Origin of the sequence: Pseudomonas sp. CAM1A (assembly GCF_047501685.1) — a bacterium.
Lineage (GTDB): Bacteria > Pseudomonadota > Gammaproteobacteria > Pseudomonadales > Pseudomonadaceae > Aquipseudomonas.
This window is the reverse complement of the sequence record NZ_JBFNXP010000024.1, coordinates 1-20,839: the sequence shown is the minus strand read 5'-3', so window position 1 is coordinate 20,839 and position 20,839 is coordinate 1. Positions and strand designations below refer to the sequence as shown.

The window sequence follows — 20,839 nt, the reverse complement described above, 5'->3', positions numbered from 1 at the left end:
GGAGGGAGGTGACGGGCATGGATGCCCGTCAAGCGCTGCGCCCCAGGATGGGGCGTTCAGCGCGGTCCTCCCGGGAGCAAGGCCGGAGTGAGGGGACCCGGAGCGAAGCGCAGGGCCGGATGAATGGAGCGCAGCGTTTTTTGGTTACTTTTGTCCGGCCGGCGCTCCGGGCGTTTGACAAAAAGTGACTCGCCGTAAGGGCGAAAAGGTGAGTACGCGTCGACATCGTAAATGAATGCGCTTACAACTATAAAAACCGATGCCGATTGACTTTGACTTTGACTTTAACTTTAACTTTAACTTTCAGAGCGTGGGTTTTGAAAGTTATATGCTCATTCATTGGCGATGGCGACACATAGTCACCTTTCCGCCCTTACGGCGGGTCCCTTTTTKWAGCATCAAAAAGGAACCAAAAAATGCTCGCTCCATTCATCCGGCCCCTACGCTTCGCTCCGGGGTCCCCTCACTCCGGCCTTGCTCCCGGGAGGACCGTTGCTCCCGGGAGGACCGCGCTGAACGCCCCATCCTGGGGCGCAGCGCTTGACGGGCATCCATGCCCGTCACCTCCCTCCGCAAGACCTCCGTTCGGCCTCCTGAAGTCGCAATTTGTGTCGCCTGAACTATCGCGCACTTAGAAGCAAGAGCAAGAACAAGAACAAGAACAAGAACAAGAACAAGAACAAGAACAAGATAAATCGAGTATATGAAGACTACTCGCAGTATTTCTTCTGTTACAACTACTCGCTGACAAGCCAACTCCCAAAGGAAAGGTGTATCACCCCCCTCACCTGTGAAAGTTGACTCATCACCAGTTCAAACAATTACAACTCGGCCGCCAACCTCGACCCTTGGTTAATCGCCCGCTTGGCATCAAGCTCAGCCGCCACATCAGCGCCACCGATCAAGTGCACCGATTGCCCGGCCGCCACAAGGCCATCATGCAACTCGCGCAGCGGCTCCTGCCCCGCGCAGACGACTATGTTGTCCACCGCCAGCACCTGCGGCTCGCCCTCGCCGATGCGTACATGCAGGCCCGCATCGTCGACGCCCAGGTACTCGACGCTGTTGAGCATCTGCACCTGCTTGTTCTTCAGCCCCGTGCGGTGGATCCAGCCGGTGGTCTTGCCCAGACCGTCGCCAACCTTGGTCTTCTTGCGTTGCAGCAGATAGACCTGGCGCGCCGGCGCATGAGGCTCGGCCTTGACCCCGGCCACGCCACCACGGGCTTCCAGCTGCGTATCAATGCCCCACTCCTTCCAGAACGCCTCACGGTCCTGGCTGGTGGCCACGCCCTTGTGCACCAGGTACTCGGACACATCGAAACCGATACCACCGGCGCCGATCACCGCCACCCGCTCGCCCACCGGCTTGCGCTCGAGCAGCACATCCAGGTAGTTCAGCACCTTGGCATTGTCGATGCCGGGAATGGCCGGCGTGCGCGGTGCGATACCGGTGGCCAGGATGACTTCGTCGTATTCGCCGGCCACCAATGCGGCTACGTCGACACGGGTATTCAGGCGCAGTTCGACCCCCGTGGACTTCACCTTGTTACGGAAGTAGCGCAAGGTCTCGTAGAACTCCTCCTTGCCCGGCACCCGCTTGGCCACATTGAACTGCCCGCCGATCTCGCTGGCGGCGTCGAACAGGGTCACCTGATGACCACGTTCCGCCGCCACGGTGGCGGCAGCCAGCCCGGCCGGGCCGGCGCCGACCACGGCGATGCGCTTCACGGCGCGCACAGGCAGGTAGTTGAGCTCAGTCTCGTGGCAGGCACGCGGGTTGACCAGGCAGCTGGTCAGCTTGCCGCCGAAGGTGTGGTCCAGGCACGCCTGGTTGCAGCCAATGCAGGTGTTGATCTCGTCGCCACGGCCTTCGGCGGCCTTGTTGACGAAGTCCGGGTCGGCCAGGAACGGCCGGGCCATGGAGACCATGTCGGCATCGCCCTCGGCCAGCACGGTCTCGGCCACTTCCGGGGTATTGATGCGGTTGGTGGTGATCAACGGGATCTTCACCACCCCACGCAGCTTGGCGGTGACCTTGCTGAACGCCGCGCGTGGCACCTTGGTGGCGATGGTCGGAATACGCGCTTCGTGCCAGCCGATGCCAGTGTTGATCAGCGTGGCGCCGGCCTGCTCGATGGCCTTGGCCAGCAGCTCGATCTCGTCCCAGGTGCTGCCGCCCTCGACCAGGTCGAGCATCGACAGGCGGAAGATGATGATGAAGTCAGTCCCCACCGCCTCGCGCACCCGCTGCACGATTTCCACGGCCAGGCGCATGCGGTTCTCATAGCTGCCACCCCAGCGGTCGGTGCGGTGGTTGGTGTGGGCGGCGAGGAACTGGTTGATGAAGTAGCCTTCCGAACCCATGATCTCGACGCCGTCATAGCCGGCGTGCTGGGCCAGGCTTGCGCAGGTGACGAAATCGCGGATCTGCTTCTCGATGCCCTCCTCGTCCAGCTCCTTGGGCTTGAACGGATTGATCGGCGCCTGGATGGCGCTGGGCGCCACCTGCTTCGGGCTGTAGGCATAGCGCCCGGCATGCAGGATCTGCAAGCAGATCTTGCCACCGGCGGCATGCACGGCCTCGGTGACGACACGGTGCTTGGCGGCCTCTTCTTCGGTGCTGAGCTTGGCCGCGCCGGAGTACACGCCGCCTTCATCGTTGGGCGCGATGCCACCGGTGACCATCAGGCCGACGCCACCGCGGGCACGCTCGGCGAAGTATGCGGCCATGCGTTCAAAGCCGCCGGGGCGCTCTTCGAGGCCAGTGTGCATCGACCCCATCAGGGTGCGGTTGCGCAAGGTGGTGAAGCCCAGGTCGAGGGGGGCCAGCAGGTGTGGGTAACGGTCGGTCGCCATGGATGGACTCCACAGTTGGCATGATCACGGAATGCGGGCGCCTCTGCCGCTGGCTACACCAGCTCGCGGGGCCCGTCGGTTGTCTGAGGCCGACATTAAACAGGCGTTTGAACACGCTCAATGATCGAAACTGACAACTTATTGATCCTGCTGCACAGCAGGTCTACCCTAAGGCACCTCAACCGCACAACGCTGGACCGTTCCATGCGCAAACTGCTAACCGGCGCCCTGGCGCTGGTCACCCTCGCCGCCCTCTGTGGCTACGGCTTCTGGACCCTGCAGCGTCCGGAAGGCCATTACCTGTCCGACCTGCGCATCGAGCTGGCCCTCAACCAGGGCGTGCCAGGCGAGCACGGCAACCTGCTCGGGGTCGAGCCGCTGTTGTATCCGGGCGACTACCAGAACCTTACGCGCCTGCATCGCAAGCTCTCGGCCTACCTGGAGCAGGCCCGTGCCCAGGGGCTGGTCAACCCGCGCACCGTGGTGGTACTGCCCGAGCATATCGGCACCTGGCTGTGGGCCCGTGGCGAAAAGCGCGAGCTGTACCAAGTGACCCAGCGCAGCGAGGCCTGGCAGTGGCTGGAGTTGAGCAACCCGCTGCGCTACGGCCTGGCGATGCTCGCCGCCAGCGGCGACGACCGCCGCTCGGACGCCCACCTGCGCATGAAGGCCGCGCAGATGGCCGCCGACTACCAGCAGCTGTTCGGCAACCTGGCCCGCGAATTCGGCGTCACCCTGGTCGCCGGCTCCATCGTCCTGCCCGCGCCCTACGTCGAGAACGGCGTGCTGCGCACCGGCAACGGCCCGCTTTACAACAGCAGCCTGGTATTCGCCAGCGACGGTTCGGTGCTCGGCCAGCCTCAGCACCAGCAGTACCCCGACAGCGAAAGCCGGCGCTACATCCAAGGCGGCCAGCAACATCCACTGCAAGTGCTGGAGACCCCCGCCGGGCGCCTGGGCGTGCTGATCGGCAGCGACAGCTGGTACCCGGCCAACCACCGGCAACTGGCCGCGCAGTCAGTGCAGCTGATTGCCAACCCGGTGTTCCTCAGCGGCAAACAGAGCTGGCAGGCGCCCTGGCGCGGCAACCGCCACCAGGCACAGGCCGCCGACCTGCCGCTGCAACGCGGCGAGGTCAGTGAACAGCGCGCCTGGCAGCAACTACCGTTGGCCGCCAATGACAGCACCCCGAGCATAAGCGTGTTCATGCGTGGCCAGTTCTGGGAGCTGGGTAGCGACGGCCAGGGTTTTGCCAGCCAAAGCGGCACACTGTGGGTCGGCAACGACAGCCACGGTGCGCGCCTGCTCAACCTGTGGCTGTGACGCCATGCCCCGCCCCCGCGTGCGCCTGGGTGATCTGTCGGTAGGTTTCGTCCAGCCCCTGGCCGAAACACTGGCCATGCTCGGCCACGACCCGCAGCCGCTGCTGCTGCGCTACGGCCTCGATGCCAGGCGCCTGGCCGAGCCAGGCGCGCGCCTGTCGATTCCGCGCTACATGCACCTGGGACATGCGGCGATCGCCTTGTCCGCCGAACCTGCACTGGGCCTGCACATGGGGCGCCTGAGCCGCCTGGCCCAGGCCGGGCTGGCCGGGGTGACTGCCGCCCAGGCACCCACCCTCGGCGAAGCCGCCCGCACCCTGCTGCGCTTCGAACCGTTGTATGCCGCCAACTACCGGGGCCGTTCGAGTTTCCACGAAGACACCCAGGGCGCTTGGCTGAGGTTCTATTCCATCAGCCCCTACAACAGCTACAACCACTTCGTGGTCGACTCGATGCTCGCGGGCTGGCTGGCACAGCTCGGTGCCCTCACTGCCAGGCCGGTGCAAGCCGAACGTATCGAGATCGAATTCGACATGCCCGCCTACGCCGCGCAATACCAAGGCCTGTGTGCGGGCACCGTGCATTTCGCTGCTGCGGCCAACCAGTTGCGCCTGAGCCGTGCCACGCTGGACCTGCCCAACCTGCAGCACTGCCCCAGTACCTGGCAGCACTTGCTGCAACTGTGCGAAGCGGAACTGGCCCAGCGCACCCGTGTGCGCAGCCTGGGCGAGCGCATCACCCACCTGCTGGGCCCACTGCTCAATGGCGGGCACGAACCGGACCTGGAGGAAGTGGCGCGGCACCTGCAACTGCCGACCTGGACGCTGCGCCGCAAGCTGGCCGAGGAAGGCACGCGCTTTCGCAACCTGCTCAACGACACACGGCGCGACCTGGCCGAGACCTATATCCGCGACACCGAACTGGCCTTCGGCGAGATCGCCTATCTACTGGGATTCGCCTCGGCAGAGGCGTTCCAGCGCGCATTCAAGCGCTGGACGGGGCTGACCCCGGGGGAGTTTCGCCGCCATCAGCGGCAAGTCGGTTAAAGCTCGGTGGCGTCGTCGGCCGGCTCCGGCAGGTCTAGCTCATAGGCCTGGAACTCGAGCAGTTCTTCCTGGTAATCGTCCATCTTCACGCCCCTCATTCGTCGTTCTTCTGTCATTGCGCCAACCTAAGCCAGCGGAATGACAGAATGATTACAGCCCTATGAACGATAAACGTAGCAGGCACCCAGGAAGTTATCGCCGCGTCAAAGTGGCGCCGGCGCCTGCTCTGCCGCCGGTGCTTCCTGCTGGACCTGGATCGGCGCTGGCTCGACAGGCGGCGCGATGGGTTGCGAGCCCTTGCTGTCATCCACCACCGGCGCGGCCGGGGCCTCGCTGGACGGCACGCTAGGCGCTGGGGTAGCAACGGGCGCAGGCGTTGCGGCAGGGGCGGCGGCAACCGGTGTCGATACCGGGGCCGGTGTCTCTGCCACGCTTTCGGCTACCGGCGTGGCGGGCTGCGGTACGGGCGCCAGGGCAGCGGGCGCAGGCTCCGGCAGGCCCAGGTCAGCGGCAGGTTTTTCCACCTTCGGCTCGGCGGCAGGCTCTGACTTCTCCGGCTTCTTCGGTTTTGGCAGGTAGCTTTCCACCAGGGCGAAGTAACGATCGTAGAACTGCGCTGCGGTGACCGTCTCGCTGGCTACCTTGACCATGGAGTCGTCGGTGGAGCCGATCGGCATCGACACCGAGCCCAGCACGCCCACGCCGAGGCTGGCGGAAGTGTTGGACTTTTTCAGGGCATAGCGGTCCTGCAGGGCGTTGGCGAACATGGTCGAGCGCTGCTTGTCGCTCATGTCCGAAACGCAGGTGATGTTGAAGCTGATCTGCAGATGGTTTTCGGCGTTCTGCTGGAAACTCTTGTTGCCGGCAACCTGGTTGGCATCGCTGCTGGTGATGATGTAGCCCTGGCTGAGCAGCGCACGGCGCGCCGCCTCGCAGGAGCCCGCCTCGCTGGTGGCGAAGGTGCGGGAAAAGGTGCCCGAGTCATCGAAGTTCTCATGCTCGTAGACGGCGGCCTTTTTCGAGGAACAGCCGGACACGCCCGCCAGCACGAGGGCCAGCCCGAGCGCGCCATAGACGGTTGATCTAGACATTGCCAATTCCGGGAAGAAACGAATGGGGCGTATTGTGCATCACATCGATCAGCGGCTGAAACCTTTGATCGGTGAAGAGTCTGTCAGCATTGTTGGAAATCCTTGCCCATGGTCGGGCAAGTTGCTGAAACGAAAAAAGCGACCCTAAGGTCGCTTTTCCGTTGCTTCGAGGTGTTCAAAGGGCCTCGAGGCGAAGATGGCGCAGCGGACGGGACTCGAACCCGCGACCCCCGGCGTGACAGGCCGGTATTCTAACCGACTGAACTACCGCTGCGTATCGTTCGGGCTTGCACCCGATTGAAACTGGGATCTGAGCTTTCAAGCGCTACAGCGCGAAAGCCAGGAACAAAAAAGGCGATCTATCATCGCCTTTTCTGCTTGCCTCGAGCGTTCATGGGGCTCTTGGCGAAAGATGGCGCAGCGGACGGGACTCGAACCCGCGACCCCCGGCGTGACAGGCCGGTATTCTAACCGACTGAACTACCGCTGCGTATCGTTCAGGCTTGCGCCTGATTGAAACTGGGATCTGGCCTTTCGGCCTCAGACCGGTGCAAGCACCCATCTGGAATAAAATGGCGCGGCGGACGGGACTCGAACCCGCGACCCCCGGCGTGACAGGCCGGTATTCTAACCGACTGAACTACCGCCGCGCAGTGCTGGACTTGCGTCCTGTTTCTCTCTGCCAGAGCGCTTCTTGCAAAGCACCTTGGACCAGAAACGTTCTCAGGAAGTGGTGGGTGATGACGGGATCGAACCGCCGACCCTCTGCTTGTAAGGCAGATGCTCTCCCGGCTGAGCTAATCACCCCCGCGATGTTGCTTGTTGCGTTTGCTTCGCTGAGGCCGCGAAATTTACGCAGGTACCGATGCTAAGTCAATACCCCCATTGAAGTTTTTTTCAAAAAGGGCAAAAAAGACAGCCTGATCGCGGGGCAAGCACGCCCCCACAATCCAGACGCCCGCAACGTGGGAGTGGGCTTGCCCCGCGACAGGGCCGGGATAACCGACAAAAAAAGGGGCTCTCGGCCCCTTTCTCTTGCATCTCAACAGGTTACAGCTCAGGCGTAGATCATCTTGCGGGTCATCCCGCCATCGACCACGAACTCCTGGCCGGTGACAAACCCCGCCTGGCGCGACAGCAGCCACGCCACCAGCGCCGCCACGTCCTCCACCGTCCCGACCCGGCCAGCCGGATGCTGGGCATGGTCGGCCTCGCTCAGAGGCTCGGCACGCCGCTGCGAGGGGTCGCGGGCATCGATCCAACCCGGGCTCACGGCATTCACGCGGATCTCCGGCGCCAAGCTCATGGCCAGGGCATGGGTCAAGGCGACCAGTCCACCCTTGCTGGCGGCATAGGCCTCGGTGTCTGGCTCGGATTGCCGGGCACGGGTGGAAGCCAGGTTGACGATCGCCCCACCATGGGCGCGCAGGTAAGGTGCGCAATGCTTGGCCAGCAGCATCGGGCCATTGAGGTTGACCGCCAGTACCCGGTTCCATTGGGCCAGGGACAGGCTCTCCAAGGTCTGGTTGTGCGGATTGGCGATCGCCGCGTTGCACACCAGCGCGTCCAGCCGGCCAAACTGCCCGAGCACCTCGGACACCCCGGCACTGACCTGGGCCTCGTCGGCCACATCCATGGTGATGAACCAGGCGTTGTCACCCAGGGCCTTGGCGACCTTGGCGCCACGCGGGCGGTCCAGGTCGCTGAGCACTACCTGCCAGCCCTCGCAGATCAACCAGGCGGCGATGCCCAGGCCGATGCCGCGGGCGGCACCGGTCACCAGGGCCACCCGACCATTATGGTCGGGCTCGCCACCCTTCCAGTCGATCACAGCGCCGCCAGGCCGCGGGCCAGATCGGCTTGCAGGTCGGCCACGTCTTCCAGGCCGACTGCCACGCGCACCAGGCTGTCGCGGATACCCGCCGCTTCACGCTCCTGCGGCGTCAGACGGCCGTGGGAGGTGGTGGCCGGGTGGGCGATGGTGGTCTTGCTGTCACCGAGGTTGGTGGTGATCGAGATCACCCGGGTGGCATCGATGAAGCGCCAGGCGCCTTCCTTGCCGCCCTTCACCTCGAAGCTGACCACCGCGCCGAAGCCGCTCATCTGGCGTTTGGCCAGTTCATGCTGCGGATGGCTCGGCAGGCCGGCGTAGTGGACCTTCTCGATACCGTCCTGCTGCTCGAGCCACTCGGCCAGCGCCTGGGCGCTCTCGCAGTGGGCGCGCATGCGCAGCTTGAGGGTCTCCAGGCCCTTGGTGAAGACCCAGGCATTGAACGGGCTGAGGGTCGGGCCAGCGGTGCGCAGGAAACCCACGACTTCCTTCATCTGCTCGCTGCGCCCGGCCACCACGCCGCCCATGCAACGGCCCTGGCCGTCGATGAACTTGGTCGCCGAGTGGAACACGATATCGGCGCCGAGCTTGAGCGGCTGCTGCAAGGCCGGGGTGCTGAAGCAGTTGTCCACCACCAGCAGCGCGCCACGGGCGTGGGCAACTTCGGCCAGGGCGGTGATATCGACCAGCTCGGCCAGCGGGTTGGACGGCGACTCGACGACCAGCAGCTTGGTGTTGGCCTTGATGGCCTTTTCCCAGCCATTCAAGTCGACCAGCGGCACGTAGTCCACCTGCACACCGAACCGCTTGAAGTACTTCTCGAACAGGCTGATGGTCGAGCCGAATACGCTCTGCGACACCAGCACGTGGTCGCCGGCGCTGCACAGCGACATCACCACGGCGAGGATCGCCGCCATGCCGGTGGAGGTGGCCACGGCCTGCTCGGCGCCCTCCATGGCCGCCAGGCGCTCCTCGAAGGCGCGCACGGTGGGGTTGGTGTAGCGCGAATAGACGTTGCCCGGCGTTTCGCCGGCAAAGCGCGCGGCAGCATCGGCCGCCGTGCGGAAGACATAGCTGGAGGTCAGGAACAGCGCTTCGCTGTGCTCGGCCTCCGGTGTACGGTTCTGACCGGCGCGCACCGCCAGGGTGTCGAAACCGACACCCTCGAGGTCACTGTCCAGTCGACCGGCATCCCATTGTTCGGTCATGCCGTCGCTCCCAAATCAGTTGTTGTACAGGTCGATGATCGCGCTGACCGCCTGGGTCTTCACCTTGGCCAGGTCATTACGGGCCTGCTCGATGCGGTCGAGGTAGGCTTCGTCGATATCGCCGGTGACGTACTCACCGTTGAACACCGCGCAATCGAAATGCTCGATCTTGATCTTGCCGCCACCGACCGATTCGATCAGGTCCGGCAGGTCCTGATAGATCAGCCAATCGGCGCCGATCAACTCGGCCACCTGTTCGGTGGTACGGTTGTGGGCGATCAGTTCGTGAGCGCTCGGCATGTCGATGCCGTAGACGTTGGGGTAGCGTACCGCAGGGGCTGCGGAGCAGAAGTAGACGTTCTTGGCGCCGGCTTCGCGGGCCATCTGGATGATCTGCTTGCAGGTGGTGCCGCGCACGATCGAGTCGTCCACCAGCATCACGTTCTTGCCGCGGAACTCCAGCTCGATGGCGTTGAGTTTCTGGCGCACCGATTTCTTGCGCGCGGCCTGGCCGGGCATGATGAAGGTACGGCCGATGTAGCGGTTCTTGACGAAGCCTTCACGGAACTTGACGCCCAGGTGGTTGGCCAGTTCCAGCGCCGCGGTGCGGCTGGTGTCGGGAATCGGGATGACCACGTCGATGTCGTGGTCCGGGCGCTCGCGCTGGATCTTCTCGGCCAGCTTCTCGCCCATGCGCAGGCGCGCCTTGTACACCGAGACACCGTCTATGATCGAATCCGGACGAGCCAGGTAGACGTGCTCGAAGATGCATGGCTGCAGTTTCGGGTTTTCGGCACACTGCTTGGTGTACATCTGGCCGCCTTCGGTGATGTACACCGCCTCGCCCGGCGCCAGGTCGCGGATCAGGGTGAAGCCGAGCACGTCCAGGGCCACGCTTTCCGAGGCGATCATGTATTCGACGCCTTCGTCGGTGTGACGCTGGCCGAACACCACCGGGCGGATGCCGTTGGGGTCACGGAAGCCGACGATGCCGTAGCCGGTGATCATCGCCACCACCGCGTAGCCGCCGACGCAGCGGCTGTGCACGTGGGAAACGGCGGCGAACACATCTTCTTCGGTCGGCTGCAGCTTGCCGCGCACGGCCAGCTCGTGGGCGAACACGTTGAGCAGCACTTCGGAGTCGGAGTTGGTATTGACGTGGCGCAGGTCGGACTCGTAGATCTCCTTGGCCAACTGCTCGACGTTGGTCAGGTTGCCGTTGTGCGCCAGGGTGATGCCGTACGGCGAGTTGACGTAGAACGGCTGGGCCTCGGCAGAGGTGGAGCTGCCGGCGGTCGGGTAGCGCACATGGCCGATGCCGATGCTGCCGACCAGGCGCTGCATGTGGCGCTGCTGGAAGACGTCGCGCACCAGGCCGTTATCCTTGCGCAGGAACAACCGGCCATCGTGGCTGGTCACGATACCGGCAGCGTCCTGGCCGCGGTGCTGAAGCACGGTTAGCGCGTCATACAGCGCCTGATTGACGTTCGACTTACCGACGATACCGACGATGCCACACATGCGACGCAACCCCTACTTTGATGAAACTTGAGTGAAGCGCACTCAGGGCTTGGTCGGCCCGAGCAACTGCTCCTTGAACGGAAGGTCAACGGGTGCGCTGACCCCACTGGACATCCACTGGCCGCTGAACCCGAGTATGAGGTTCTTAGACCAGTCGGCTACCAATAGAAATTGTGGTATCAGGCGCGATTCCTGCCACCACGGATCCTGTTGTACCGGCCCCAGGCTCAACAGCCCGACCGCCACCACCACCAGCAAGCCCCCGCGCGCGGCGCCGAAGGCCATGCCGAGGAAGCGATCGGTGCCGGACAGCCCGGTAACGCGGATCAGCTCGCCGATGAGGAAATTGAGCATCGCCCCGACCAGCAGCGTGGCGACGAAAAGAATGGCGCAGCCGGCAATGACCCGTGCGGACGGCATCTGGATATAGCTTTCAAGATACTGCGCAAGCGAGCCGCCGAACATCCAGGCCACCGCACCGGCGACAATCCAGATGAGCAGGGACAAGGCTTCCTTGACGAAGCCGCGCTTGAGACTGATCAGTGAGGAAATGGCGATGATCGCGATGATCGCCCAATCAACCCAGGTAAATGCCACGGTGTTGCCTGCCGACGTTTGAGGCGGCGCATTTTACCAGAGCAAGGGGGCTTGAGGTAAGCGGAATGTCAGGTGTTTGAAGGGCTGCAGGCTGACTCTGGGGACAGCTTTGCAGGTTCGAAAACCATCGCGGGGGCAAGCCCACTCCCACGCGACAGGTGGGAGCGGGCTTGCCCCGCGATGGATGTCAACCACGCTCCGGCTGGAAACGTACCACGATGCCTTTCAGGTTCTGCTGACGATTGATCACATCACGCAGGCGCTCGGCTTCTGCCCGCTCGATCAACGGTCCGACGAATACCCGGTTCATGCCGCCCGTCGAACGGATGTAGGCGTTGTAGCCCTGGCTGCGCAGGGTCTTCTGCAGGTTCTCGGCACCGGCCCGGTTGGACAGGCTGGCCAGCTGGATCGACCAGCTCACCGGCAGGCCGTTGACGTCGATCTTCGAAGGCGCAGCGGGCTTGGCCGCGGGAGCGGCAGGTGCCGCGCTCGGTGCAGGCGCCGGACGGGGCTCGACCTTGGCTACCGGCGTCGTCGGCACTGGCGTCTGCGGCTTGGGCTGCGCCACGGTCGTTACCGGCGCGATGGGCTGGCTTGGCGCCGTCACCGGCGCCGTGGACTCGTCGACCACCACCGCCGGCTGCTCGTTCTGCTCCGGCAACGGCTGCGGCTCCGGCACCTGCACAGGCTCCACCTGCACCTGGGGCAGATTGGGCATGGCCGGCGCTTCGGGCGCCTCGACACGCACCTGGCGCATCTCGTCCTCGCGGGTGAACAGCATCGGCAGGAAGATCACCGCCAGCGCCACCAGCACCAGCGCACCGACCATGCGCTGCTTCATCCCTTTATCCAGCACTGCCATCTACTCCATCCTCGGAAACCTGCCGTTCAAGCCAAGCCAGGGCCTCGCCGACGCAGAAAAACGAACCGAACAGCAGGATCTGGTCATCCGCCGTCGCCTGGGCGCACTGCCCTTCGAGGGCAGCCGCAACACTGGCGTAAGACTTCACCGTCGCACCGAGGTTCGTCAAGGCATCCGCCAGCTCTGCGGCCGGGCGGCTGCGCGGTGTGTCCAGCGGCGCCACCGCCCAGTCAGCGACCTGACCGCGCAGCGGCGCAAGCACGCCGGCCAGGTCCTTGTCGGCCAACAGGCCGAAGACCGCCAGGCGTCGCCCCCTCACCGGGCGTACAGCCAGGCGGCGGGCCAGGTACTCGGCGGCGTGCGGATTGTGACCGACATCCAGCAACAGTTCGACACGCTTACCCTGGAATGACAGCCCACGCCGGTCAAGGCGACCGGTGATACGAGTATCCAGCAAAGCCTGACAAACCTTGCCCGCATCCCACCGCAGCCCCATCAGCAGGAACGTCTGCAAGGCCAGGGCGGCATTCTCCATGGGCAGGTCGAGCAACGGCAGGTCACGCAGCTCAACGGGCGAACCGTCGAGCTGGCGACCACGCCAATGCCAGTGGTCAACGCTGCTATCCAGGTCGAAATCACGTCCACGCAGGAAGAACGGGCAATCCAGCTCGCGCACTTTGTCCAGCAAAGGCTGCGGCGGATCAAGGTCACCGCACAGCGCAGGCTTGCCCCGGCGGAAGATTCCCGCCTTCTCGTAGGCTACCGACTCGCGGCTATCGCCCAGGTAATCGACGTGGTCGACGCCAATGCTGGTAACCAGCGACACGTCGGCATCCACCAGGTTGACCGCATCGAGCCGGCCACCCAGGCCGACCTCAAGCACCACCGCGTCCAACGCGGAGTGCTTGAACAACCAGAATGCCGCCAGGGTGCCCATCTCGAAATAGGTCAGCGAGATGTCGCCACGCGCCGCCTCCACCGCGGCGAAGGCTTCGCACAGGCGCTCATCGCTGGCCTCCTGGCCGTCGATCAGCACCCGTTCGTTGTAACGCAGCAGATGCGGCGAGCTGTACACCCCGACCCTGAGCCCCTGCGAGCGCAGCAACGCGGCCATGAAGGCGCAGGTCGAGCCCTTGCCATTGGTGCCGGTCACCGTGACCACACGGGGCGCCAGCGTGCCCAGCCCCAGCCGCGCCAGCACCTGTTGCGAGCGCTCCAGGCCCATGTCGATGGCCGAGGGGTGCAACTGTTCGAGGTAGGCGAGCCAGTCGCCCAGGCTGCGCTGGTTCATCACGCGACCGCGGCGACCTCTTTGGCCGCTTCCGGGGTCGGCTGGCCGGTCATCTGCGCCAGCAGGCGGGCCAGGCGCGGGCGCAGCTCGTCACGGGAGATGATCAGGTCGATGGCGCCGTGCTCCAGCAGGAACTCGCTGCGCTGGAAGCCTTCCGGCAGTTTCTCGCGCACGGTCTGCTCGATCACTCGCGGGCCGGCAAAGCCGATCAGCGCCTTCGGCTCGCCGACGATCACGTCGCCAAGCATCGCCAGGCTGGCGGAAACGCCGCCGTAGACCGGGTCGGTCAGCACCGAGATGAACGGAATGCCTTCTTCGCGCAGGCGCGCCAGCACGGCGGAGGTCTTGGCCATCTGCATCAGCGAGATCAGCGCTTCCTGCATGCGCGCACCGCCGGAAGCGGAGAAGCAGACCATCGGGCAGCGGTTTTCCAGGGCATAGTTGGCGGCGCGCACGAAACGCTCACCGACGATGGCGCCCATCGAGCCGCCCATGAAGGAGAACTCGAAGGCGCTGACAACGATCGGCATGCCCATCAGGGTGCCGCTCATGGAGATCAGCGCATCCTTCTCGCCGGTCTGCTTCTGCGCGCCAGTCAGGCGGTCCTTGTACTTCTTGCCATCACGGAACTTCAGGCGGTCGACCGGCTCCAGGTCGGCGCCCAGTTCGGCGCGACCTTCTGGATCGAGGAAGATATCGATGCGCGCGCGGGCGCCGATACGCATGTGGTGGTTGCACTTAGGGCAGACGTCGAGGGTCTTTTCCAGCTCCGGGCGATACAGCACGGCTTCGCAGGACGGGCACTTGTGCCACAGCCCTTCCGGCACCGAGCTCTTCTTCACCTCGGAACGCATGATCGAAGGGATCAGTTTGTCTACCAACCAGTTGCTCATGCTTGCTTTCTCCAGTATTGGCCGGGGAGACCTTTGCGGCCCCGCCCTGCCCTTGAGCTCAAATTCTTCTGTAAAGCGACGATGGGCCGACCTTGGGCCGTCCCACCTCCAATTTTTCCCCGGCATGCCCCGCGCTCTGGCGCGGCCTGGCAGCACCGGGCTGCGAAAGCTATGGACGATGGCGCGCGGCCAGCCGTCACATCCGTGTTCACGCGTGTTTGACCGCCTGCATGAAGGCTTCGATCTTTGCCGCATCCTTGATGCCCTTGGCCTGCTCCACGCCGCCGCTGACATCCACCGCGTACGGGCGCACCTGGCGAATGGCCTCGGCGACGTTGTCGACCGACAGGCCACCAGCAAGGATGATCGGCTTGCTCAGGCGTTGCGGAATCAGTGACCAGTCGAAGGCCTCGCCGGTTCCCCCCGGCACGCCCGGCACGTAGGCGTCCAGCAGGATGCCGCGAGCGCCGGCGTAGTGCCGGCAGGCAGCCTCCAGGTCATCCCCCGGGCGCACCCGCAGGGCCTTGATCCAGGGGCGGTGGTAGCCCTCGCAATCGGCCGGGGTTTCATCGCCGTGGAACTGTAGCAGGTCCAGGGAAACCACTTCGAGGATCTCGTTGAGCTCGCAGCGCGAGGCGTTGACGAACAGCCCCACGGTGGTCACGAACGGCGGCAGCGCGTCGATGATCGCCCGCGCCTGACGCACGTCCACTGCCCGCGGGCTTTTCGCATAGAAGACGAAACCGAGGGCGTCGGCGCCGGCCTCGACCGCGGCCAGGGCATCCTCGATGCGGGTAATCCCGCAGATCTTGCTGCGAACATTGCTCATGGACAGCGAACCTTGAGTGATCGGGAAAGCGCCGATGGTAGCAAATGACCTGTGCCCCGTCAGTCCGCCAGCGCCTCGTAGCCAGTAAGAAAGTGTGGGCCGATGTAACGCTGCGGCAGCGCGTATTCTTCCGGGTACTCCACCTGCACCAGGTAAAGACCGTAAGGGTGCGCAGTTACCCCGCCATCACGGCGATTGCGCCCTTCCAGCACCTCACGGGCCCACTCCACCGGACGCTCGCCGGCACCGATGGTCATCAGCACGCCGGCAATGTTGCGCACCATGTGGTGCAGGAACGCGGTGGCACGCACATCCAGCACGATCATCCGCCCATGCCGGGTCACACGCAGGTGGTGGATGTGCTTGATCGGCGACTTGGCCTGGCACTGGCTTGCGCGGAAAGCGCTGAAATCATGGGTGCCCAGCAGGGACTGCGCGGCCTCGGCCATGCGCTGGACGTCCAGCGGGCGGTGGTTCCAGGTGACTTCCTCGGCCAGGTGCGCCGGGCGGATCGGGTCGTTGTAGATCACGTAGCGGTAGCGCCGCGCGGTGGCCTTGAAACGGGCATGGAAGTGCGCAGGCATCGGCGCGGACCAGACCACGCTGATGTCGTGGGGCAGGTTGAAGTTGGTGCCCAGGGTCCAGGCGCGCTCGTCGCGCACGGCGCGGGTGTCGAAATGCACGATCTGCCCGCAGCCATGCACGCCGGCATCGGTGCGCCCGGCGCAGATCACCGAGATCGGTTCGTCGGCCACCGTCGACAGCGCCTGTTCCAGGGCCTGCTGGACACTCGGTACGCCGCTGGCCTGACGTTGCCAGCCGCGATAGCGCGAACCTTTGTATTCCACGCCCAAAGCGATGCGGGTGTAGCCTTCGGCAGCCGATTCGGCGGCGGCGGTGTCGATGATGTCCAAGAGCGGCAAACCTGATGATGAAACGAAAGGCGGGAGTATACCGGCAAACCGTGCAGGGGCCGAAATGATCGCGGGGCAAGCCCGCCCTCACGTCTTGCGTGAAAGCAGGCTTGCCCCGCGCAGTACAGCTTTGCGTCAGACCAGGCGCGAGAGCATCTCGTTGGCTTCCTGGCGCTGGCTGTCGTCGCCGTCCTTGACCACTTCATCGAGGATGTCACGAGCGCCCTGATGGTCACCCATGTCGATGTAGGCGCGGGCCAGGTCGAGCTTGGTGGCCACCTCGTCGGCGCCGGAGAAGAAGTCGAAGTCCAGGTCGTCCAGCGGCTCGGGCTCCAGCGCCGCATCCTCGGCGGTGAACGAAGGCTGCGCAACCGATGGCATCTCGAGGTTCTGCGACAGTTTGTCGAGCTCGGCGTTGACGTCGTCCAGCTCCGAGGCGAAGTTCTTAGCCGCCGGCGAGTCGTCGTCCAGCGACAGCGACAGGTCGAAGTCCTCGGGCAGTTCCAGCTCGGAAATCGGATCGAACTCCGGAATCGCCTCGAAGGCCGCCAGTTCGGCCGCCACGTCCACCGGAGCTTCCTCGCTGCCGGCCGGAGCCACCGGTTCTTCGGCGACATCCAGGTCGAATTCGGCCAGGTCGTCGACATTTTGCGGTGTCGCCTGCGCCTGGGCGAGCAATGCCTCGAAATCGTCGTCGGCATCGGTTTCGGCAACGGCGGGCGCAGCCTCGGCCTCGGGCGTCTCGACAGGCAGGTCCTCGAGACCGGCCAGGTCGAGGTGGTCATCTACCGGCAGGTCATCGTCCAGGCTCAGGTCGAAGGCGCTGTCCAGGTTGGTCTCTTCGACCACAGGCTCTGGCTCTGGCTCTGGCTCAGGTTCTGGCTCGGCCGCCACGACCGGCTCCACGACGAGTTCCGGCGCGCTTTCGCCCAGCTCCAGCTCCTTGTCCTGCAGCAGGTCCTGGACATACTGCTCATCCAGCTCGGCGGCCAGGGCCGCGGCCCCAGCAGCGCCTGCCGCCACCGCCGCGACACCGAGCATGGCCGGGAAACGCTCCTTGAGCGCGGCGACCTCGGCCAGGTTCGCGTCGTTGACCGCCAGCTTGCGCTCTTGGCCGGCAAAGGCGTCCTGGTCGCCCTGACGGGCGTAGACTTCCATCAGTTTCAAGCGCAGATCGCTGCGCTGCGGCTCGGAGGCCACCGCCGCTTCGAGCAGGTCGGCGGCGTGGTTGAGGCGACCGCGGGCCAGGCTTTCATCCACCTCGGCCAGCAACGCCGCGCGCGGATCCGCCGCCGGGGCGACGACGTCGGCAGGTGCCGCAGGCTTTTCCGCCGCAACAGCGGCAGCGGCCGAGGCCGCCACTACCGCAGGCGACAGAGTCACGCTTGGCGCCGATACATCCAGGCCTTCAAAACTGCTCGGCGGCAGGTCCAGGTCCGGACCACGCTCGCCATCCTCGGCCAGGGCACGGGCCATGCGCAGGTGTTTTTCGGCTTCCTGCTGGGCCTTGCGCTTGCGGGCCAGAAGCAGCAGCAACAACAGCAGCACCAGGAATGCGGACCCGGCAATCAAGCCCAACAGCAGCGGGTTGCCCAGCAGCTGGTCGAGCATGCCGGGCTCTTCGCTGGCCGGCGCTTCGGCTGCCACATCCGCTGGTGCGGTGTCGGCCGCGGCAGGCGCCGGGGCGACCACCGGCTCGGCAGGGGTCAGTTGCGCGTTCACCGCAGGTTGCGCCGGAGCCGGCTCGCCCGGCAGCGTCGCTGCAGGTGGCTGTGGCGCCGCGGCACCCTGGGCCTCGAGACGCGCCAGCTGGTCGTTCTTCAACTCGATCAGGCGCTGCAGCTTGTCCAGCTGGCTCTGCAGGTCGACCATACGGCTCTTGAGTTCATCGTTGTCGCGGCGGCTGGTGTCGAGGCTTTCCTGGGCCACGGCCAGCTTGTCACCCAGCGCCTTGACCTCACCGGCCGCGCCCTTGCCGCCCGGCGCCACCAGGCGCAGGTTGTCGCCCTGGGCGATGCGCGCGGGGGCCGCGCCAGCCTCGCCACGGCGGGTGGCATCCAGCTGCCGTGCCCGCGGGCCGAGGCGGCGGCCTTCACGCCAGGCGGCGTACTGCTCGGCGACTTCGCGGTTGGCCTGGGCCTGGGGAATGCTCTGCACCTGCTGCTGATCGGGCAGGCGCAGCACCTGGCCGGTCTTGAGCTGGTTGATGTTGTTGCCGATGAAGGCATCCGGGTTCAGCGCCTGGATGGCCAGCATGGTCTGCTGGATCGAGCCGCCGTTGGTGTTGCGCGCGGCGATCTGCCAGAGGGTGTCTCGGCGCTTGGTGGTATAGCTGCCCGCACTGACAGCCGGGTTGATGCCCGCCGGGGCCGGTTGGCTGCCCTGGGCCTGAGCCTGGTCGAGCAGCACGCTGTAGTCGCGCAGCAGGCGGCCCTGGGGCCACATGACCTGAACCAGGAACTTGACTACCGGCTCCGGCAGTGCCTTGCTGGAGGTAACCCGCAGCACGCTCTTGCCGTTGGGGTTGATCACCGGCGTGAAGGTGAGGTCTTCGAGGTAAGGCGGGAAGGCCACCCCGGCCTTGGCGAACTCTTCCGGCGACGCCAGGCTTGGCGCCATTTCCGCCGCGGAGAGGTCGCGCACGTCGAGCAGTTCGATCTCGGCATCCAGCGGCTGGTTCTGCGCCGACTTGAGGGTCAGCTCACCCAACCCCAGAGCGTTCGCCACCCCGGACGACAGCGCCGAGGCTGCCGCGATGGCCAGAACCAGTTTGCGAATTCGAAGCATGAACTCTTCCCTTGTATGAAACGTCCCGAAAACCCTGGTGCGGTGCAGGACAAAATAGCTCGCAGTATCTTTTACGCCATGTGTTTTATCAACAATTGTGCCGCCTGCACGGCGTTCAGCGCCGCGCCTTTGCGCACATTGTCGGTGGTCAGCCAGAGATTGAGCTGCTGGTCTTCATCGACACCGTGGCGTACACGTCCAACATAGACCACGTCCTGGCCCACCGCGTCACCTACAGGCGTCGGATAATCACCCGACTCGACCAGCTCGATGCCGTCGGCAGCCTCCAGCGCGGCGTTGACGGCCACCAGGTCGACCGGATTACGGCTTTGCACGGCGACACTGAAGCTATCGCCGAAAAACACCGGGACTTGAATGCAGGTCACGGAAATCTTCAGTTGCGGCAGGTCCAATACCTGACGCAGTTCATTCACCAGACGGCGTTCTACATTGGTGTGGCCCTGTTCATCGGGTGTACCGACCTGGGGGAGCAGGTTGAAGGCAACCTGGCGATCGAAGAAGCGCGGCTCCAGGGGACGTGCGTTGAGCAGTTCGGCGGTCTGCCGGGCGAGTTCGCTGACGGCCTCCCTGCCCTGCTCCGAAACTGCCAGGCAGGCATTGACCTGCACGCGCTCGATATCGAGCAGCCCCTTGAGCGGCGCCAGCGCCACCGCCAAGGCTACCGCGCCAGCGCTCGGGCTGGTGATCAGTGCGGGCTGCGACAGTTCGGCTATGCGCTCGCCGTTGGCTTCCGGGACCAACGCGGTGGCACCGTCCAGGGCGCCGGACAGGTCGATCACCGCGCAACCGGCGGCGATGGCCTTGGGCGCGAAGCTGCGGCTTACGGCGGGGCTGGCGGCGAAGAAGACCAGCCTGACCTGGGAGAAATCGAAGCTGTCCACTTCGCGGACCTTCAGTTTCTTGCCCGCGAACATGACGCTGCTGCCGGCGGATTCCATGCTGGCCAGCAGGTGCAGGGTGGAAACCGGGAAGGCCACTTCCTCGAGGATCTGGACGAGGGATTCACCTACTGTGCCGGTGGCGCCGATTACGGCTATGTCCAGGGCGTTGGGGGTCATGGGGTCGGTTCCTTTTCCAGGGGGTACGGCGGGGGAGCGGCACTTTACTTGGATTGTGGGGCGGGAGGTAGGGGCGGGTTCGGGTTCTAAAGTGCGGGTTTTGATTTCTTTATGTGCATTCATTGGCGATGTCGACGCATTATCACCCTTCCGCCCTTACGGCGGCCTACTTTTCTCGTGGGAAAAGTAGGCAAAACCGTTCGGCTCCGTTCATACGGCCCCTGCGCTKCGCTCCGGGGTTCCCTCGCTCCGTTCTTGCTCCCGTGGGTACCGCGCTGAACGCCCCATCCTGGGGCGCAGCGCTCGACGGCCATCCATGGCCGTCGCCCCACTACGCAAGAACTCCACTCGGCCTCCTGAAGTCGCAATTGGTGGCGCCTGAACTATCGCGCACTTAGAAGCAAGATCAAGAACAGATCAAGAGCAGATATGTTGGTTTATTAGTGGCTGTTATGTTGTTCTTCGTTACGCTATCGCGGGGCAAGCCTGCTCCCACGTTGAATCACGYAGTCAAACTATGGTGGGAGCGGGCTTGCCCCGCGATRTTGATCWAGAGTTCCCACGATGGCAACTAGCGACTAGCTGCGTTAGTGCAGGCGCCGCCCGTAACTTCGCGACTTCAGGAGGCCGAACGCAGGTCTTGCGGAGGGAGGTGACGGGCATGGATGCCCGTCAAGCGCTGCGCCCCAGGATGGGGCGTTTGGGGCGTT

The 20,839-nt window shown here is 64.8% G+C and carries 15 protein-coding genes and 4 tRNA genes; 2 read left to right on the top strand and 17 right to left on the bottom strand.

Translation table 11 applies throughout. The annotated features are described in order from the left end of the window. Positions 1-821: 821 nt before the first annotated feature. A complete protein-coding gene (locus tag ABZO33_RS26410; RefSeq protein ID WP_414538450.1) occupies positions 822-2,858 on the bottom strand; it encodes an FAD-dependent oxidoreductase in 2,037 nt (678 codons plus the stop codon). 204 nt (positions 2,859-3,062) lie between these two features. Here ABZO33_RS26410 and ABZO33_RS26405 point away from each other — a divergent pair, with 204 nt between their 5' ends. Both ABZO33_RS26405 and ABZO33_RS26400 read left to right on the top strand, forming a co-directional pair. Next, entirely contained in the window at positions 3,063-4,181 is a 1,119-nt protein-coding gene (locus ABZO33_RS26405) for a carbon-nitrogen hydrolase family protein (protein ID WP_414538449.1), read from the top strand. 4 nt (positions 4,182-4,185) lie between these two features. Beyond that, positions 4,186-5,226 (top strand): AraC family transcriptional regulator, encoded by a 1,041-nt coding sequence (locus tag ABZO33_RS26400; RefSeq protein WP_414538448.1) that lies wholly within the window; start codon positions 4,186-4,188, stop codon positions 5,224-5,226. Positions 5,227-5,429: 203 nt separating this feature from the next. Here ABZO33_RS26400 and ABZO33_RS26395 read toward each other — a convergent pair whose 3' ends face one another. The 16 genes from ABZO33_RS26395 to ABZO33_RS26320 all read right to left on the bottom strand — a co-directional run bounded on the left by ABZO33_RS26395 (position 5,430) and on the right by ABZO33_RS26320 (position 20,129). Continuing rightward, the gene (locus ABZO33_RS26395; protein WP_414538447.1) at positions 5,430-6,317 is read right to left on the bottom strand and encodes a DUF2242 domain-containing protein; all 888 of its coding nucleotides are present in this window, start codon (positions 6,315-6,317) and stop codon (positions 5,430-5,432) included. Between the two features lie 197 nt (positions 6,318-6,514). Then, a tRNA-Asp gene (locus tag ABZO33_RS26390) sits at positions 6,515-6,591 on the bottom strand. Positions 6,592-6,730: 139 nt separating this feature from the next. After that, positions 6,731-6,807: transfer RNA gene (locus ABZO33_RS26385), tRNA-Asp, on the bottom strand. Positions 6,808-6,890: 83 nt separating this feature from the next. Further along, positions 6,891-6,967 (bottom strand) — tRNA-Asp (locus ABZO33_RS26380). An 81-nt stretch (positions 6,968-7,048) separates the two neighbouring features. Further along, positions 7,049-7,124, bottom strand: a tRNA-Val gene (locus tag ABZO33_RS26375). A gap of 250 nt (positions 7,125-7,374) precedes the next feature. Next, positions 7,375-8,148 carry an SDR family oxidoreductase gene (locus tag ABZO33_RS26370; RefSeq protein WP_414538446.1) on the bottom strand — a complete coding sequence of 258 codons (774 nt, stop codon included), beginning with the start codon at positions 8,146-8,148 and terminating at the stop codon, positions 7,375-7,377. Then, on the bottom strand, positions 8,145-9,356 hold the full coding sequence (locus tag ABZO33_RS26365) for an O-succinylhomoserine sulfhydrylase (RefSeq protein ID WP_414538445.1): 1,212 nt from the start codon (positions 9,354-9,356) through the stop codon (positions 8,145-8,147). The genes ABZO33_RS26370 and ABZO33_RS26365 overlap by 4 nt, the downstream gene beginning before the upstream one ends. A gap of 15 nt (positions 9,357-9,371) precedes the next feature. Further along, complete coding sequence (gene purF / locus ABZO33_RS26360) at positions 9,372-10,877, bottom strand: amidophosphoribosyltransferase (RefSeq protein ID WP_414538444.1); 1,506 nt, start codon at positions 10,875-10,877, stop codon at positions 9,372-9,374. 42 nt (positions 10,878-10,919) lie between these two features. Then, complete coding sequence (locus tag ABZO33_RS26355; protein ID WP_038706536.1) at positions 10,920-11,474, bottom strand: CvpA family protein; 555 nt, start codon at positions 11,472-11,474, stop codon at positions 10,920-10,922. A 187-nt stretch (positions 11,475-11,661) separates the two neighbouring features. Then, positions 11,662-12,336, bottom strand: coding sequence for an SPOR domain-containing protein (locus tag ABZO33_RS26350; protein ID WP_414538443.1), 675 nt, complete (start codon positions 12,334-12,336; stop codon positions 11,662-11,664). Beyond that, a complete protein-coding gene (gene folC / locus ABZO33_RS26345; protein ID WP_414538442.1) occupies positions 12,320-13,627 on the bottom strand; it encodes a bifunctional tetrahydrofolate synthase/dihydrofolate synthase in 1,308 nt (435 codons plus the stop codon). The genes ABZO33_RS26350 and folC overlap by 17 nt, the downstream gene beginning before the upstream one ends. Further along, positions 13,627-14,520 carry an acetyl-CoA carboxylase, carboxyltransferase subunit beta gene (gene accD / locus ABZO33_RS26340; RefSeq protein ID WP_414538441.1) on the bottom strand — a complete coding sequence of 298 codons (894 nt, stop codon included), beginning with the start codon at positions 14,518-14,520 and terminating at the stop codon, positions 13,627-13,629. Before accD ends, folC begins: the two co-directional genes overlap by 1 nt. 208 nt (positions 14,521-14,728) lie before the next feature. Next, positions 14,729-15,349, bottom strand: coding sequence for a phosphoribosylanthranilate isomerase (locus ABZO33_RS26335; protein WP_414538440.1), 621 nt, complete (start codon positions 15,347-15,349; stop codon positions 14,729-14,731). Positions 15,350-15,408: 59 nt separating this feature from the next. Next, positions 15,409-16,263 carry a tRNA pseudouridine(38-40) synthase TruA gene (gene truA / locus ABZO33_RS26330; protein ID WP_414538439.1) on the bottom strand — a complete coding sequence of 285 codons (855 nt, stop codon included), beginning with the start codon at positions 16,261-16,263 and terminating at the stop codon, positions 15,409-15,411. Positions 16,264-16,398: 135 nt separating this feature from the next. Further along, on the bottom strand, positions 16,399-19,050 hold the full coding sequence (locus ABZO33_RS26325; protein WP_414538438.1) for a FimV/HubP family polar landmark protein: 2,652 nt from the start codon (positions 19,048-19,050) through the stop codon (positions 16,399-16,401). Between the two features lie 71 nt (positions 19,051-19,121). After that, on the bottom strand, positions 19,122-20,129 hold the full coding sequence (locus ABZO33_RS26320; RefSeq protein WP_414538437.1) for an aspartate-semialdehyde dehydrogenase: 1,008 nt from the start codon (positions 20,127-20,129) through the stop codon (positions 19,122-19,124). Positions 20,130-20,839 lie beyond the last annotated feature (710 nt).

Bases quoted from the DNA above. Each gene is read 5' to 3' on its own strand.
- ABZO33_RS26410 (WP_414538450.1), bottom strand. From the start codon at position 2,858: ATGGCGACCGACCGTTACCCACACCTGCTGGCCCCCCTCGACCTGGGC.
- ABZO33_RS26405 (WP_414538449.1), top strand. From the start codon at position 3,063: ATGCGCAAACTGCTAACCGGCGCCCTGGCGCTGGTCACCCTCGCCGCC.
- ABZO33_RS26400 (WP_414538448.1), top strand. From the start codon at position 4,186: ATGCCCCGCCCCCGCGTGCGCCTGGGTGATCTGTCGGTAGGTTTCGTC.
- ABZO33_RS26395 (WP_414538447.1), bottom strand. From the start codon at position 6,317: ATGTCTAGATCAACCGTCTATGGCGCGCTCGGGCTGGCCCTCGTGCTG.
- ABZO33_RS26365 (WP_414538445.1), bottom strand. From the start codon at position 9,356: ATGACCGAACAATGGGATGCCGGTCGACTGGACAGTGACCTCGAGGGT.
- purF (WP_414538444.1), bottom strand. From the start codon at position 10,877: ATGTGTGGCATCGTCGGTATCGTCGGTAAGTCGAACGTCAATCAGGCG.
- ABZO33_RS26350 (WP_414538443.1), bottom strand. From the start codon at position 12,336: ATGGCAGTGCTGGATAAAGGGATGAAGCAGCGCATGGTCGGTGCGCTG.
- folC (WP_414538442.1), bottom strand. From the start codon at position 13,627: ATGAACCAGCGCAGCCTGGGCGACTGGCTCGCCTACCTCGAACAGTTG.
- accD (WP_414538441.1), bottom strand. From the start codon at position 14,520: ATGAGCAACTGGTTGGTAGACAAACTGATCCCTTCGATCATGCGTTCC.
- ABZO33_RS26335 (WP_414538440.1), bottom strand. From the start codon at position 15,349: ATGAGCAATGTTCGCAGCAAGATCTGCGGGATTACCCGCATCGAGGAT.
- ABZO33_RS26325 (WP_414538438.1), bottom strand. From the start codon at position 19,050: ATGCTTCGAATTCGCAAACTGGTTCTGGCCATCGCGGCAGCCTCGGCG.
- ABZO33_RS26320 (WP_414538437.1), bottom strand. From the start codon at position 20,129: ATGACCCCCAACGCCCTGGACATAGCCGTAATCGGCGCCACCGGCACA.